A 16,027-nucleotide genomic window follows, 5' to 3' on the forward strand; every position below is an offset into this window, starting at 1 on the left:
GCGGCCGCCGGGGCCAGGGCGGATTAGACCGCGAGGAAAGCGATGGCTGCCTGCTTGAAGGCCCGGCTGGTGATGGCGTTGGTGTGATTCCGGCCCGGCAGCAAAACCACTTCCACCATCGCCCCGGCGTGGCGGGCGAGTCCGGCCAACTGCGGCAGGCTGGGGGCGCGTTCGTCCTTGTCGCCGGCCACCAGGAGCATGGGCACGTGCGGCACTGCCTCGGCAGGGTCATAGGGTTCGGCTTTGATGGCTTCCACCAAAGACAGCAGCGCAAAAATGTTGTTGCTGGGCAGCAGCAGCGCCATTTTCAGCAGCCGCGCGGTGGATTCGTCACTGATGGGAGTCCCGTCCGCGAGGTAGTCCTGGGCTGCCACGAGGTCGAAGGCCGCGAGGGGATCCGCAATGTTAGGCCCGCCCAGCACCAGCCGATGCACGAGCTCCGGCTGCGTGGCTCCGAACTCCCAGGCGAGTCGGGAGCCGAGGGAGTAACCCACGATGTCCAGTCCGCTGGAAGGGTCACCGTCCTGCACGGGGCGCGCGCCGGCGTCGAACGCTACCTGGAGCAGGTCCGCCCGGATCCTGCTGGGGGAGTAGGAATCCCGGTCCTCCGGGGCTCCGCTGCGGCCGTGGCCCGGCAGGTCCACGGTGATGACCCGGCGGCCGGCATCGAGCAGGGCAGCCACCCAGCCGGTGTCCTCCCAATTGAGCTTGCTGGAAGACGAGAAGCCGTGCAGCAGCAGGACGGGCCGTAGCCCGGCATCCGCGGCAGGATCATGCACCTTCACGTACAACTGGGGGTCCGTACCCTCCACTGTGTGCGCGTGCTGCTCGCCGGTGTGCCTGCCGCTCATGGTGTCAGTCCTCATCAACTACGGCGCGGGGCGGACCCGGCGCGTCGGAAGCTCGTATTTCGGGACTACTCTACCTGCCTGCCGGACCGGTAAATCTACGCTGGCGGTGCACGCACCCCGGCGCAGTCGAGCAGCGCCAGGTGCCTTTCGGGAAGGTCATTCCGGCACCTGAAGCGAACTAGTTGGGACGGTTTCTGGTGGTGAAGCGGGCGGCTGCAGCACAGGCAACAGCGATTCCCGCAATGAGGCCGATGGTGCTGAAGAGCTGGATGCGGCTGCTCTCGGCGCTGAAGCCTACGGCGAAGATCAGGCCCAGCAGGATGAGCCCCACGATGGTCAGGGCCGGGAAACCCTTCATCCGCAGGGGCAGTGCCGTGCCTTCCCGGTCTGCACGGCGCCGCAGGACCAGCTGCGAGACCAGTGCGCTGCCCCACACCACCAGGCAGGTGGATCCCACCAGCTGGAACAGGGCAGGAAGGATCCGCTCCGGGAACAGCAGTTCCAGGACCGTGGCCACGAAGCCGAACGCCACGGACACCCCGACAGCCAGCATGGGAACGCTGGCGCCGCTCAGGCGGGTGAGGAACCGCGGGGCTTCGGCCCGCTCGGCCAGGGAATAGACCATCCGTGAGGCACCGTAAAGGTTGGCGTTCAGCGCTGAAAGAAGCGCGACGACGGCCACCAGGGTGATGGCCGTTGCGGCACCCGGGATCCGGGCTGCGTCCAGGACGCCGGCGAACGGTGACGCCAGGCTCTCCGAGGTTGCCGGCAGGACAGCGGCGATCACAAAGACTGAGCCGATGTAGAAAACCAGGATGCGCCACACCACGGTCCTGATGGCCTTGCCCACGCTGTGCTCCGGATCTTCGGTCTCTGCCGCCGCCACGGACACGATTTCGGTGCCGCCGAAGGCGAAGATCACCACAAAGAGGGCGGAAGCAATTCCGCCAAGTCCGGCGGGGGCAAAATCTGCCGTCAGGTTGGCCAGCCCGGGGGACGCCACCGCGGGCAGCAGGCCCAGCAGCAGGGCTGCGCCCACCACCAGGAACAATACGATTGCGGCGACCTTGAGGATGGCGAACCAAAACTCGAACTCGCCGAAGTTCCGTACGCCCGTGAGGTTAATGGCCGTGAAGACGACCATAAAGATCAGTGCCAGCGCCCACACCGGAAGCACCGGCCACACCGTAAAGAGAAGCCCGGCGGCTCCCAATGCCTCGGCTGCGATCACCACCACCAGCTGCAGCCACCAGAGCCAGCCGATGGTGGCGCCCGCCGTCTTTCCCAGTGCCCGCTCGGCATACACGGAGAAGGCCCCGCTGTTCGGACTGGCCGCGGCCATTTCACCCAGCGCCCACATGACCAGGATGATCAGCGTGCCCGCCACCAGGTAGGAGATGAGCACTGCGGGGCCGGCCGCCTGCACGCCGGCCCCCGATCCGAGGAACAGGCCGGCGCCGATGGCGCTGCCCAGTCCCATCATGGTGAGCTGGCGCGGTTTCATGGCATGGCCCAGATGGCCTTGCTGATGAACTTCTGCGGACTTCATCGTCATTTTGATGCTGGACCTTCTTGGGGTGTGGATGATGGCTCCTCGTGGGACCTATCGAATTTACCGCCTTCGGCTCCGCAGGGCGTAGTCGGGGCTAGTCCCTGAACAGGTGAACCAAGGGGAGCTCATTGAAACATTCGCATCTGAACCACTCTTGCCCCTAGAATTAGTTTTGGTCAGAGTGACCATAACTAGGCGGGGCTTACGGAAAGCGACCGCAGGCGAAAAGGGCGGTGGCACATGTATTCGAGCTCTGCGAACGTCTCCGAGCGCCGGGCAGCCCCTCCATCACTGGCCATCTCCACCGTCATCTTCGCGCTGCGACCCAGCGAAGCGTCGGGACGGCCCACGTTGTGGCTGCCCCTGGTCCGCCGGATCCGTGAGCCGTTCAAGGGATTGTGGGCGCTGCCGGGCGGGCCCCTGAGCCACTCCGAGTCCCTGCAGGACGCCGCCTCCCGGAACCTGGTGGAGACCACTGGCCTCGCTCCGAGCTATCTCGAGCAGCTGTACGCCTTTGGCGGACTGCACCGCTCACCCACCCAGCGGGTGGTTTCGATCGTCTACTGGGCCCTGGTCCAGCCCACCGAAGCCGCGCTCGCGGACGAGTCGGAAAACGTCCGGTGGTTCCGGGCGGACCGGCTGGGTGAACTCGCCTTCGACCACAACGCAATCGTGGACTACGCGCTCTGGCGGCTGCGCAACAAGCTGGCCTACGGTTCCGTGGCATACCACCTGCTGGGGGAGTACTTCACCCTCGCCCAGGTCCGGCAGGTTTACGAAGCAGTGCTGGACAGGCAGCTGGACCCTGCCAACTTCCGCAGGCAACTGAAATCAACTCCGGACATAGAAGAAACCGGCGAGTACCTCCAGGGCGGCAAGCACCGCCCGCCCCGCCTCTACCGCTTCACCGGCCGTCCCGGCCTTGACCCAGACAACAGGAGCACACCATGAGCAGCGTCAACACAGCAATCCAGCTGATCACGCGCGAACAGGCCGAAAAGGGCACAACCGCGCAGGGCGGCACGTGCAGCCCCGCCCTCGCCAAGGGGCCGTGGGACTACGACCTCGCCGAGGCGCTGACCGGCATTCCCGCCTATGGCCCCGGCGCCTCCAGCGCGGACATTGCCCCTGCTGCCACCCCGCGCCAGGGTCAGTTGCCCGAAGAGTACAAGCTCGCCGGCGACGCCGAACTGGGCGAAAGGATCCTGGCAGCCAAGGCCGCGCTGGGGAACAGGGCCGTCATCCTGGGGCACTTCTACCAGCGTGATGAAGTCATTCAGTACGCCGACTTCGTAGGTGACTCCTTCCAGCTGGCCAACGCGGCCCTCACCCGGCCTGACGCGGAGGCAATTGTGTTCTGCGGCGTCCACTTCATGGCCGAAACCGCCGACATCCTCTCCGCGCCGGAACAGGCCGTCATCCTGCCCAACCTCGCAGCCGGCTGCTCCATGGCGGACATGGCCGACGCAGACTCCGTGGCCGAGTGCTGGGAGCAGCTCGAAGAGATTTACGGCACCGAGCCCGACGCCGAAGGAAGGGTCCCGGTCATACCGGTCACCTACATGAACTCCTCCGCAGCCCTGAAGGCCTTCTGCGGTGAGCGCGGCGGCATCGTCTGCACCTCCTCCAACGCCAGGACGGTCCTCGAATGGGCGTTCCAGCGGGCCCAGCGCGTGCTCTTCTTTCCGGACCAGCACCTGGGCCGCAACACCGCCAAGGCACTGGGCGTGCCCCTGGAGCAGATGCCCATGTGGAGCCCGCGCAAGGACCTGGGCGGCAACGACGAACAGGCCCTGCTCGATGCCAGGGTCATCCTGTGGCACGGGTTCTGCTCTGTCCACAAGCGCTTCAGCGTAGGCCAGATCGAGAAGGCCCGGGCCGACTTTCCCGGAGTCCAGGTGATCGTTCACCCCGAGTGCCCCATGGAGGTAGTGGACGCCGCCGATTCCGCAGGTTCCACCGACTTCATCCAAAAGGCCATTGCCGCGGCCACGGAGCCCACCACCTTCGCGATCGGCACCGAAATCAACATGGTGTACCGGCTTGCAGCCGAGTACCCGCAGCACACCATCTTCTGCCTTGACCCCGTCATCTGCCCCTGCTCCACCATGTACCGGATCCACCCCGGCTATCTTGCGTGGGTCCTTGAAGAACTTGTCGCCGGGCGCGTGATCAACAGGATCACCGTGGCGGACTCGGTGCAGGATCACGCCAGGACGGCACTCGAACGCATGCTCGCGGCCAGGCCCTCATGACCCGGCTTCCCACCCAGGCCCCTCCAGGGGACCGAATGCTGTCCGGACCTGACGGGGTGCCCGGCCGCAGCACGCAGGCGCGTCCGCGGCTGATCGTCGTCGGCAGTGGCATCACCGGGCTGTACGCTGCCCTGCTGGCAGCGGATTCCGGTGCGGAAGCCGTGCTTCTGAGCAAGGGGCAGCTGCGCGCAAGCAACACCTGGTATGCCCAGGGCGGCATTTCCGCCGTGCTGGACGTGCCAGCTACTGGGGACACCGTGGAAGACCACATCGCCGATACCCTCCGTGCCGGGGCCGGGCATTGTAATGAAGAGGCCGTCCGGCTGATGTGTACTGAAGCGCGCCGCGACATCGCCGGACTGCAGCGTTTCGGCGTCCAGTTCGACGCAGAGGCCGACGGCGGCCCGGCCCTGGGGCTCGAAGCAGCCCATTCCGCGCCCCGCATCCTGCACGCCGGCGGCGACGCCACAGGAGCGAAAGTTGCCGCGGCGCTGATCGAGGCAGTGCTGAGCCGACAAGCTGCCGGGATCCTGACGGTTGTACCTTTTGCCCATGCAACACGGCTCCTGCAAGATAACGGCACAGTCACCGGGGTGGAGTTCCTTCAGGACGGCCCCACGGCCGCGGTGTACGGTGACGCGGTCCTGCTGGCAACCGGGGGAGCAGGCCAGCTTTTCGGCAGCACCACAAATCCCGGCGTGGCCACTGCAGACGGCCTGGCGCTCGCCGTCCGGGCCGGCGCTGCAGTGGCCGACCTTGAGTTTTTCCAGTTCCACCCCACCTGCCTCGTTTCCGGCGCCCAGGGTCCCAACACCCAGTCCCCCAATACCCCGGCCACAGCCAGCTTTGACCACGATCCGCTGCTCATTTCCGAAGCAGTCCGTGGCGAAGGGGCCGTACTCGTCGACGGCAACGGGAAGCGCTTCCTGCGTCTGTACCATCCGGACGCCGAACTTGCCCCACGGGATGTGGTGTCCCGCAGCATCGCCCTGCACCTGGCCAAGCTCGGGGACCCCGCCGGCCACGTCTACCTCGATGCCCGCGTCATTGAGTCCGGAAAAGGCAAGGGATTCCTGGCAAAGCGCTTCCCCACCCTCACGCAGCGGACACTCGACGCCGGCATCGACTGGACACGGGAGCTGGTCCCCGTCGCTCCTGCGGCGCATTACTGGATGGGCGGAGTGGCCACCGACCTGCACGCCAGGACCAGTGTCCCTGGTCTTTACGCGGCGGGGGAAGTCGCCTGCACAGGTGTACAAGGGGCTAACAGGCTGGCCAGCAACTCCCTCCTTGAGGGCCTCGTTTTCGGCCGCCGCGCCGTTGATGCCTTCCTCTCCGGTGGCTCCGGCCGGGTGTGGCCTCAGGCTGTCCCTCCGGAGGCCGGCGCGGCGGAAACGTGCGCCACGCCCGAGGCCGCGGGCATCCCGTTTTCGCGGGATGCCCTTCGCCGGCTGATGACTGCCAAAGCCGGGGTACTTCGTCAGGGCGTGTTGCTGCAGGAGGCGGCGGAGGCCCTTAACGGGTGGGCCGCCGTCGTCCGTCCCGAATCCGTTCCTGCCGGCGCGGACGTTGAAGAACATGAGGACCGGAACCTGCTGCTCGCCGCGCAGTTCCTGGTGGCCGCCGCGCAGAAGCGCCTGGACTCACTGGGGGCGCACTACCGCAGCGACAGCCCAACTGATGCTGCCGGCATCCCAGACGATATTGAAGGAACCTCCCCGACACGCCCGAAAGCGAGCCTTGTCCATGACTGAAAACTCCTTGATGACAGCGGCGGCTGCCAACGGCCGGCGCCTGGACCTGACGCTGCCGCCGGCGCCCGTACGGGGAATCCTGGAGCGCGCCTTCGCCGAAGACGCCCCGGCGGGTGACATCACCTCCCAGCTCCTGATCCCCGCCGAAGCCCATGCCACCGCAGTGCTGAGCGCGCGCGTTCCCGGGGTCCTCAGCGGCGCCACGGTGTTCCGCGACGCCATGCTGCTGGTGGATCCCGGCACCGAAGTTCAGCTGCTGGTCGGGGACGGGGAAACGTTCGATGCCGGCAGCAGCCTTGCGCGGGTCAGCGGCCGTGCCAGGTCCGTACTGCTCGCCGAACGCGTGGCCCTCAACCTGGTGCAGCGCATGTCAGCCATCGCCACGAGGACGGCCGAGTTTGTCCAGCTGACCGAAGGTACGTCCGCCCGGATCACCGACACCCGCAAGACCACGCCGGGCCTGCGGATCCTGGAGCGGTACGCTGTGCGGTGCGGGGGCGGCGCCAACCACCGGTACAGCCTCTCGGACGCCGTCCTGGCCAAGGACAACCACCTCGCCGTGATGACCGGGGGCGACCCCGCCCGGCTCACCGGGCTCCTCACGGCCGCCAAAGCGCAGTTGGGGCACACCACGCACTTTGAGGTGGAAGTGGACCGCATGGACCAGATTGAGCCCGTCCTGGCCGCCGGCGTGGACACCATCATGCTGGACAACTTCACTGTGGAGGAGCTGAGGGCCGGTGTGGCTCTGGTAGCGGGGCGTGCGCAGGTGGAGGCCAGCGGGAACGTGAACCTGGGCACCGTGGCAGGGATTGCAGCTGCGGGAGTCGACGTTATTTCCGTTGGTGCCCTGACCCACACCGTGGCGGCCCTTGACCTTGGGCTGGACGTCGAACTGGTCCTCAGGTGACTGCCCATGATCTTCCTTGACGCCGCCGCCACCACCCCGGTCCGCCGCGAGGTGCTGGACGCGATGTGGCCGTACCTGACCGGTGAGTTCGGCAATCCCTCAAGCCATCACACCCTGGGTGAGGCTGCTGCAGGTGCGCTCGCGGGTGCCCGGCGGTCCGTGGCGGCGGTCCTGGGTTGCCGGCCCGGCGAAGTGACCTTCACTTCCGGGGGAACCGAAGCTGACAACCTTGCTGTCAAAGGCATCGCCCTGGCCCGGCAGGCGGCGGACCCGCAGCTGAACCGGGTGGTGGTCAGCGCCGTCGAACATCCCGCAGTGGAGGAGTCGGCCCGGTACCTGGAGCGCTTCCACGGCTTCGTGGTTGATGTGGTTCCCGTTGACGGGCAGGGCCGGGTTACGCCGGCGGCGTTCAGGGCCGCGCTTCGGCCGGAAACTGCCCTCGCCAGCGTCATGTACGCCAACAATGAGATGGGAACGGTACAGCCCGTCGCTGAACTGGGCGCCTTGGCCCGCGCCCTCGGCATACCGTTCCACACAGATGCCGTGCAGGCGGCCGGATGGCTGCCGCTGAACACCAAGGCGCTCGGGGTTGATGCGATGAGTATTTCCGGCCACAAGCTCGGCGCACCCAAAGGCTGCGGCGTGCTGTATGTCCGCGGACGCACCAGGATGGAGCCGCTAATTCACGGCGGCGGGCAGGAACGCGGCCGGAGATCCGGGACCGAAAACGTGGCCGGGGCGGTGGGCCTGGCCACCGCCCTCACCCTGGCACAGGCCAGCCAGGCGGAAGAACGACGCCGGGTGGCGGCCTTGCGGGACAGGTTCATCAGCGCTGTGCTCACCGGTGTTCCGGGGTCCATCCTCACCGGGCATCCCGTCGAGCGGCTGCCCTCTGTGGCGTCCTTCTGCTTTCCCGGAACCAGCGGGGAATCGGTGCTGCTTGAACTCGAACGCCGGGGCGTTGTCTGCTCCAGCGGGTCAGCCTGCGCGGCGGGTTCCGATGCGCCGTCGCCCGTGCTCACGGCATTGGGACTTCCCCCGGAAGTTGCCCAGACGGCCGTCCGGTTCAGTTTCGGTGCAGCGGTGACGGAAGCGGACCTGGAAGCGGCGGCCGGTGCGGTGCTTGACGCCGTCGGCCGGGTCAGGGCACTGGGGGCCTAGCGCCGGAGCTCACAGGGTGCTCCTCTTAGTAGAGTTCGCCTACCGGTATCTCCACGGCCAACCGGTTGGACGGTCCAGCCAGCGGGCAGGCCCAAACCTCGTTGTAGGCGCAGGACGGGTTGTAGGCAAAGTTGAAATCGAGCACGAACGGGGCGTCCCGGCCGGTGCCGTAGACCCCGTGGTACGCACCCTTGATGGTGTCCAGCAAATACCGTCCCGCCCCGTAGCTGCCGCCCGGCTGGCCTGCAGTGGCGTCCCGGAACGGCACAAAGATACCGCCGCCGTATCCTTGCAGCTTCCAGACCGCCAGCTGGCCTACTTCCGGCAGGTCGAAGGTGCCCAGGCGAACGAAGCGGACAGCGCCGTCGGTACCCGTCTCCACGCTAATCTCCCTGCCCGCGCCCTCCGGGGTCAGCGGAACGTGGAACCGGTAAATCGGATCATAGTCCGCCGTCTTCAGCCCGGAGAAGTGCGCCTTATCCGCCGTGGTCAAGGGAGAGGCCGGGTGCGTGGCGAACATCAGGTCGCGCTGGTGGCGCCAGTAGGAATGCGCTTCCGCCGGACTCTCGATGGCAAGCTTGCGGACGTTGTGGTACATGGCAAACGTCCTCAGCCGCCAGTCAGCGGTCTCGACGGCGGAAATATCAGTCCGGTTTTCCTCGGCTTCGCCCTGGTGCTCTTCCATATGCCCAGCCTAGCCCCCGGCCGCAGCATACCGTCCGAGGGCGGCAGCCGGACGGGCGCGCAGGCAGTGATTTCGGCAGAAACGCCGCCGGAATCACCGCCGGGCCGGCAGGCGCCGTTACGCTGGCTGCATGAAAGGCAAGGCATCCATGGCCGTCCTGCTGGCATCGGCCATCCTCCTGGCAGGGTGTTCAACTCCGCCAGGCAGCGGTCCGGGCTGGACAGCGCAGCCGGGCCCTTCAGAAGCCGGAAGCACTGCTCCTGCATCAGCAGATGCCTCCGCAGCAGCAACGCCGGGCGCCGGCGCGACCCCCACCGCAGGCCCAGAGGCTGTTGCCACTGCGGCAGCCTGGAAGACCTTCTCGGATGCCGGCAAGACCGTCAGCTTCGATCTCCCGCAGGACTGGATCGCACAGTCCGTCCAGCCGGACGAGGGAACCCTGCCCGGAGCGCTCAAAGTCGAGGTGAAAAAGCCGGACGGAACTTTCCTGGCAGCGCTGCGGACAGGACTGCCGCCGTCGTCCGCCGAATGCGCTGACGCCTCGAAGCGGCCCTATTCGGTGATCAGCAGCCTCCCGCTGGAGTTGCCCGCCGCCGGCGGGGAAGGAACCATACCGCCGAGGGTGGTTTTCCGGGTGATCCAGGGGTACCGATACTTCGGTTCCTATGGCATCACCAACGTTATGGGCGGCGGTGGCGGGCAGGCGTGCGAGCTCCGCAACGTCGTCCGTGGTCCGGCCGGGAAGGGTGACTTGTCCTTTGGTGATGTGGTCTCCGTGAAGGCCTTCACCCCGGATGAGAAGGTTGCCCCCGCCAAGGCCTTCGACACCCTGGACCAGGCTGCGCGGTACGCCTCGGAGGGAACTGAATTCGCGAACGTCCAACGGATGCTAATGTCGCTGAAGATCAAAAACTAGTCCCGTTCCCGGCCCCACGATGCGCCAGGCAGAGCGGAGACTTTTCTTCCGCCGCCGACACCCCCGGAGAGCAATGGAACGCAGTGTTTCCGCACGACTGGTCTTCAAGACCGTAGCCAACACCAAGGTGGCCATGGCCATCGCCGCAGCGCGGAACAGCGGCTATTCCTCCTTCGAGGAGTCCCTGTCCGTGACGGCCGGGGGACAGCAGGTTCCCCTGACCGAAGTATTGGACCACCACGGGGGCAGGTTCCACTACATGGAGTTTGCCGAGCCGGCCGAGGTAACGGTGGAATATGCTGCCACCGTGGGCGGAAAGGCGGAGCCTGAGGAATCGGAACTCGCCGACAGGATCCGGTACGTCCGGCCCAGCCGCTACGCTGAATCGGACCGGCTCCTGCCTACGGCCTACGCGGAGTTCGAAGGGGTCCACGGCGGCGGATTGCTGCACGCTGTCAGGAACTGGGTCAACGGTGAGCTGCGCTACCTCAGCGGATCCTCCCGGGGCACTGACGGTGCAGTTGAAACACTTCTCAGCCGGCGTGGAGTGTGCCGGGATTTTGCCCACCTGGCCATCGCGCTGCTCAGGTCCAGGGACATTCCGGCGAGGCTCGCCGCGGTCTACGCCCCGGGACTGAGCCCGATGGATTTCCATGCAGTGGCTGAGGCCTATGTGGAAGGGGCCTGGCACGTCATTGATCCCACCGGTCTGGCGCCGCGGGAATCGATGCTGCGCATCACGGCCGGCCGCGATTCTGCCGACACAGCTTTCCTGTCCACCGTCGGAGGAAGCCTTATCCTCAACCAGCTCCAGGTCACCGCTGTTGTCAACGGTGACCTGCCCGTGGAGGACCCAGCCCGGCTGGTGGAACTGGCCTAGCCGGGCCCTGCCCGGCCAGGCTCCTGACCGGTGCAGGACTTGCGCCGGCTGTTTCCGGCGACGGCGGCCGGATGGCTAGCGGAGCGGCCGGGGACCGAGTGAGCTGCGGAGCTTTTCCGTGAGCCGCCGCAGTTCCTTCTGTTCAGCCGGCGTCAGGGCCGGGCCCATCAGGGTGGAAATGTCCCGGACGTGCTCGCGCCCAATTTCCTTTTGCAGTTCCCGGCCCGCGTCCGTCAGCTGCAGGAGCACGCCCCGGCCGTCCTCGGGGGCCGGCATCCGGGCTACAAGCCCGCGTTTTTCCAGCCGCTCCACCAACCTGCTGAGGCTCGATTGGCTCAGCAGCACGTTGTCGTTGAGCTCGTTGAGCCGCAGCCACCCCGTCGGGCAGCGCGAGAGCGTGAAGAGTACGTCGTACTCGTTCACGGCGAGCCTCCGGAAGGCCGGCCCTGACTGCAGCTTACGCATCACCGCCACCTGGGCCCGGAACAGCGACTCCCACGTTTCCGCGGCGAGGCGGACCGGGGACTCGGTATCCTTGCCGGCCATCACGCGTCCGCGGCGGACTTTTCAGCGGACTGGGCTGCGAGCAGCGCAGCGACCCGGCCGGCGTGGGTGGGCGGTTCGGGAACGTGGGCCGGCTTGCGGGCCGCGTATTCCTTGCGCAGGACGGGCAGGACTTCTTCGCCGAACAAGTCCAGCTGCTCGAGTACGGTTTTCAGCGGCAGGCCCGCGTGGTCGATCAGGAACAGCTGCCGCTGGTAGTCGCCGAAGTACTCCCGGAAGGTCAGCGTTTTCTCGATGACTTCCTGCGGGCTGCCGACGGTCAGCGGCGTCTGCGAGGTGAAGTCCTCCAAAGAAGGCCCGTGCCCGTACACGGGAGCGTTGTCGAAGTAGGGGCGGAACTCTTTGACGGCGTCCTGGGAATTCCTGCGCATGAAGAACTGGCCGCCCAGGCCCACAATCGCCTGGTCTGCCGTGCCGTGGCCGTAGTGCTCGTAGCGCTCACGGTAGAGGCCGATCAGCTGCTGGTAGTGCTCCTTGGGCCAAAAGATGTTGTTGGCGAAGAAGCCGTCGCCGAAGTAGGCGGCCACTTCGGCGATCTGCGGCGTGCGGATGGAGCCGTGCCACACGAAGGGGGCGACGCCGTCGAGAGGGCGGGGGGTGGACGTGAAGTTCTGCAGCGGGGTGCGGAACTTGCCTGACCAGTTCACGGTGTCCTCGTCCCACAGCTTGCGCAACAGGCTGTAGTTCTCGATGGCAAGCTCGACGCCGTCCTGGATGTTCTTGCCAAACCATGGGTAGACGGGAGCCGTGTTGCCGCGGCCGAGGACCAGATCGACCCGGCCGTCGGCGAGGTGCTGGAGCATCGCAAAGTCCTCGGCGATCTTCACCGGATCATTGGTGGTGATCAACGTGGTGGCCGTGGAAAGGGTGATGCGCTCAGTTTGCGCCGCGATGTAGGCGAGGGTGGTGGTGGGGGAGGAGGAGAAGAAGGGCCGGTTGTGGTGCTCGCCGAGGGCGTAGACATCCATCCCGATTTCCTCAACCTTTTTGGCGATGGCGACGGAGGCCTTGATGCGCTCGTTCTCGGTGGGGATCCGGCCCGTGGTGGGGTCCGGAGTGATGTCGCTGACGCTGAAAACACCGATCTGCATGATGTGCCTTTCCGTTGCTGAGGCTTGCTGGCTTGCTTCCAGTATAGGCCAATGTAGATGCATTTGCATCTATCGCCGGATACAACGCTCCCGGCCGGAGAATATTCCGCTGCTGCCTTACCGGGGCTGCTTGGGGCTACTCGGGGCTTTCGGGGGCAGCGCGGCGTCCGCTGACCTTGGGGACGATGCCGGTGGTCCAGTCACGGAACTCTTCGTCCACGTCAGCAGCGGGGCCAAACTCCGGGCGTTCCTGCAGTTCCCGGAGCAGTGCCTTCCTTTCCCGGCGGCCCTCCACGAGGCGGTACAGCACAGGTACCAGGACCAGGGTCAGGGCGGTCGAGGACGTAAGGCCGCCTATGACCACCACTGCCAGGGGCTGCGAGATGAAGCCCCCGCCGCCGGTGAGGCCCAGCGCCATGGGGGTGAGGGCAAAAACGGTGGCCAGAGCGGTCATCAGGATAGGGCGAAGCCGCTGGCGGGCGCCGTGCGTGATGGCGTCTGCCACGTTCATGCCCGGGCGCCCGTCGCGGGGCTGCCGGTACTGGTTGATGAGGTCGATCAGCACAATGGCGTTGGTGACCACGATCCCCACCAGCATCAGCATGCCGATCAGGGAGGGCAGCCCCAGCGGAACCCCCGTTACCAGGAGCAGGGCCACGGCGCCCGTGGCCGCGAACGGCACCGAGACCAGCAGGATCAACGGCTGGATCAGTGACTTGAAGGTGGCCACCATGATCACATAGACGATAGCGATCGCGGCCAGCAGGGCGAGCCCCAGTTGCTGGAAGGATTCCTGCTGCTGGGTGGTGGCACCGCCGAGTTCGGCAGTGACTCCGGCCGGCAGCTGCACTCCGTCAAGTCGTTTCTGGACTTCCGCGTTGACCGCCCCGAGATTGGATTCCGACGGCGTCACCGAGACGCGCGCGGTGCGCTGGCCGTTGCTCGCGGTGATGGATACCGGCACGTCCAGCTGCTCCACCGAGGCAATGCTGCCCAGCGGGACCGGCCCGCCGGTGGCCGGCAGGGGGATTTGGCGGACGGCCTCAATGCTTGTGAACCTGGTGCCCTGGCCGATCTGCACCGGGAAGTCGTCGGTGTCGATCCTCACCGTTCCGGCGGGGATGGGGCTGATGGCCGAAGCGAGGACCCCGGCCACCTGTTCTTCGTTGAGCCCAGCGGCCACGGCTTTCGCCCTGTCCACTTTCACCTGTACCACCGGCTGGCTGGCGGCAAGGTTGGTGGCCACTTCACTGGTGCCCGGTACGCCGGTCATGGCCTCGACCATGGTGTCGCTTGCCGTCCGGAGGTCCTCCGTGCTGGCGGCCTTGATAGTGATGTCCACAGTGGACGAGGTTCCGAAGCCGCCCTGCTGGGTGCCCACGGAAACCTTTCCCGAATCGGGAACCTTTGCCAGTTCGTTCCGCACCGTCTCCTGCAGTTGCTCCTGGTCTGCCTTTTCATCCGTCACCACTGTGAAGGTGGAGTTGGAGGAGCCGGTTGAGGTGAGCGCGGCAAAGCCAGCCTGGGCATTGCCGGACGTCAGCTGGATGTCGCGGACGCCGTCGATCCCGCGAAGGACCTCCTCAAGGCGGATGGCTGCAGCACTTGTGTCCGCCAGGCTGGTGCCGGCAGGAAGCACCTGCCGGACGGTCAGGCTGTTCTGGCCCGAATTGCCCAGCAGGTTCGTGGCCAGCAGCGGCGTCATGGCAGCGGTTGCACCCAGGACCAGGGCGGCGGCAACGAGGGTGGTCACCGGATGCTTCTGGGTTTTGGAAAGGATGGGCAGGTATCCGCGCTGCAGCCTGCTGCGCTGTTCTGCTTCAAGCGCCTTGGCCCGGGCGGCGGCTGCATCCTGCCCGGCGGCCCTGTCCCGGCTGGGAACCGGATTGCGCAGGAACCAGTAAGCAAGCACCGGAACTATGGTCAGGGAGACCAGCAGGGAGGCCAGCAGGGCCATGGTGACCGTGAGGGCGAAGGGCCTGAACAGCTCACCGGCCAGTTCGCCCACAAAAGCGATGGGGAGGAAAACGGCCACCGTGGTGAGGGTGGATGCCGTGATGGCGCCGGCTACTTCCCTGATGGCGGTCAGGATGGCGGTGATCTTGTCTTCGCCGTAGCTGAGGTGCCGCTTGATGTTTTCGATGACCACGATGGAGTCGTCAACCACCCGGCCGATGGCAATGGTCAGCGCGCCAAGGGTGAGGATGTTCAGCGAGTACCGGGTGGCGGACAGGCCGATGAACGTGATCAGGAGCGAGAGCGGGATGGATACGGCCGTTACCAGCGTGGAGCGCGCTGACATCAGGAAGACCAGGATGACCGCGACGGCGAACCCCAGTCCCAGCAGGCCCTCAGTGGTGAGGTCCTTGATGGATTTTTCGATGAAGGGTGCCTGGTCAAATACCGGCGTGAACTTCGCGTTCGATCCCAGCTCGGCCTCAAGTTCGTCCAGGGTGTCCCGGACGGCATGCGAGATGCCTACAGTGTCGCCTTCGGGCTTTTTGGTGACCGAGACGGCGAGGGTTTCTTCACCGTTGGTCCGCGTGATGGATGTTCGTTCGTCGTCCTGGAGGGAAACGTCGGCCACGGTGCCGATGGTGGCCGCGTTTTTCGCCCCGGCGAGGGGGAGCGCCTTGATGGCGTCCAGGGAGTCGACCGGGCTGCCGATCTGAAGGGACAGGGTTTTCCCCTGCTCCTCGAGGGTGCCCGCCGGAACCAGGGAGCCGTTGTTGCCCAGTGCATCGCGAATGGAGGTGATGGTGGCGCCGGCGGAAGCCATGGCGTCGGGGCGGGGAAGGATCGCGATGTGCTGCGTGGCGCCGCCGGTCACGTCGGCACCCCGGACGCCGTCGATCTTCTGCAGCCGCGGCACGCTCAGCCGCTGGAGGTCCGCGTTCAGTTCGCTGAGCGATTTATCCGAGGACACCGCCAGGAACACGATGGGGAAGTCGTTGATGCTGCCGGCAAAGGCCTGCGGCTGTACGTCCTCGGGCAGTGAACGCTTGGCGTTGGAGATGGCCCGGTCGATCTGGTTGCGGGCGCGATCCAGGTTGGAGCCGTAGGTAAAGACCATGGTGATCTGCGAAACGCCGTTGCGCGACGTGGAGGAGGTGGATTCCAGCCCCTCCACGCCGTTCAGCGCTGTCTCCAATGGCCCGCTGACCTGCTTGTCCACTACCTCCGGGGAAGCCCCGGGCATGGCGGTCAGCACCGTGATCTGGGGGAACTCAATCGACGGGATGAGCTCCTGCTTCAGTGACGACATGGTGATCACGCCGAACACGGAAGCGAAAACGGTGACCAGTGCGATCAATGCCCGGTTTGCAAGGGACAGTTGTGCCAGCCGGAACATCGAATTGGTCTCCTGTGGGGTTCTAACAAAACTGTTGCGTGCCGGAGGCCGGCCAC

General features: G+C 66.2%; 13 protein-coding genes. 7 read left to right on the plus strand and 6 right to left on the minus strand.

Translation table 11 applies throughout. The features are described from left to right. Positions 1 to 23: 23 nt before the first annotated feature. Entirely contained in the window at positions 24 to 851 is an 828-nt protein-coding gene (locus AC5RVN_RS03015; RefSeq protein ID WP_494137045.1) for an alpha/beta fold hydrolase, read from the minus strand. A gap of 178 nt (positions 852 to 1,029) precedes the next feature. Then, the gene (locus AC5RVN_RS03020) at positions 1,030 to 2,406 is read right to left on the minus strand and encodes an amino acid permease (protein WP_494137046.1); all 1,377 of its coding nucleotides are present in this window, start codon (positions 2,404 to 2,406) and stop codon (positions 1,030 to 1,032) included. Positions 2,407 to 2,643: 237 nt separating this feature from the next. On the opposite strand from AC5RVN_RS03020, the gene AC5RVN_RS03025 reads away from it, so the two are divergent. The 5 genes from AC5RVN_RS03025 to AC5RVN_RS03045 are packed head-to-tail and all read left to right on the plus strand — an operon-like array spanning position 2,644 to position 8,483. After that, positions 2,644 to 3,354: an NUDIX hydrolase gene (locus AC5RVN_RS03025; protein WP_494137047.1), complete on the plus strand. Its 711-nt coding sequence runs from the start codon at positions 2,644 to 2,646 to the stop codon at positions 3,352 to 3,354. Then, positions 3,351 to 4,658, plus strand: coding sequence for a quinolinate synthase NadA (gene nadA, locus AC5RVN_RS03030; protein ID WP_494137048.1), 1,308 nt, complete (start codon positions 3,351 to 3,353; stop codon positions 4,656 to 4,658). Before AC5RVN_RS03025 ends, nadA begins: the two co-directional genes overlap by 4 nt. A 35-nt stretch (positions 4,659 to 4,693) precedes the next feature. Then, entirely contained in the window at positions 4,694 to 6,412 is a 1,719-nt protein-coding gene (gene nadB / locus AC5RVN_RS03035) for an L-aspartate oxidase (RefSeq protein ID WP_494137049.1), read from the plus strand. Further along, on the plus strand, positions 6,405 to 7,322 hold the full coding sequence (gene nadC, locus AC5RVN_RS03040) for a carboxylating nicotinate-nucleotide diphosphorylase (RefSeq protein WP_494137050.1): 918 nt from the start codon (positions 6,405 to 6,407) through the stop codon (positions 7,320 to 7,322). Before nadB ends, nadC begins: the two co-directional genes overlap by 8 nt. A gap of 6 nt (positions 7,323 to 7,328) precedes the next feature. After that, a complete protein-coding gene (locus AC5RVN_RS03045; protein WP_494137051.1) occupies positions 7,329 to 8,483 on the plus strand; it encodes a cysteine desulfurase family protein in 1,155 nt (384 codons plus the stop codon). Between the two features lie 25 nt (positions 8,484 to 8,508). Here the strand turns inward: AC5RVN_RS03045 and AC5RVN_RS03050 are convergent, their stop codons facing one another. Further along, entirely contained in the window at positions 8,509 to 9,168 is a 660-nt protein-coding gene (locus AC5RVN_RS03050) for a DUF1684 domain-containing protein (RefSeq protein WP_494106461.1), read from the minus strand. Between the two features lie 130 nt (positions 9,169 to 9,298). On the opposite strand from AC5RVN_RS03050, the gene AC5RVN_RS03055 reads away from it, so the two are divergent. Next, a complete protein-coding gene (locus AC5RVN_RS03055) occupies positions 9,299 to 10,084 on the plus strand; it encodes a hypothetical protein (protein WP_494040004.1) in 786 nt (261 codons plus the stop codon). A 73-nt stretch (positions 10,085 to 10,157) separates the two neighbouring features. Continuing rightward, positions 10,158 to 10,964 carry a transglutaminase-like domain-containing protein gene (locus AC5RVN_RS03060; protein WP_494040003.1) on the plus strand — a complete coding sequence of 269 codons (807 nt, stop codon included), beginning with the start codon at positions 10,158 to 10,160 and terminating at the stop codon, positions 10,962 to 10,964. 75 nt (positions 10,965 to 11,039) lie between these two features. Here AC5RVN_RS03060 and AC5RVN_RS03065 read toward each other — a convergent pair whose 3' ends face one another. From AC5RVN_RS03065 to AC5RVN_RS03075, 3 genes are all read right to left on the minus strand, one after another. After that, a complete protein-coding gene (locus AC5RVN_RS03065) occupies positions 11,040 to 11,510 on the minus strand; it encodes a MarR family winged helix-turn-helix transcriptional regulator (RefSeq protein ID WP_494040002.1) in 471 nt (156 codons plus the stop codon). Beyond that, positions 11,510 to 12,619, minus strand: a complete 1,110-nt coding sequence (locus AC5RVN_RS03070) for an LLM class flavin-dependent oxidoreductase (protein ID WP_494106459.1) — start codon at positions 12,617 to 12,619, stop codon at positions 11,510 to 11,512. The genes AC5RVN_RS03065 and AC5RVN_RS03070 overlap by 1 nt, the downstream gene beginning before the upstream one ends. A 136-nt stretch (positions 12,620 to 12,755) precedes the next feature. Beyond that, positions 12,756 to 15,971, minus strand: coding sequence for an efflux RND transporter permease subunit (locus AC5RVN_RS03075; protein ID WP_494040000.1), 3,216 nt, complete (start codon positions 15,969 to 15,971; stop codon positions 12,756 to 12,758). Positions 15,972 to 16,027 lie beyond the last annotated feature (56 nt).

This window comes from Arthrobacter sp. sptzw32 (assembly GCF_059089735.1).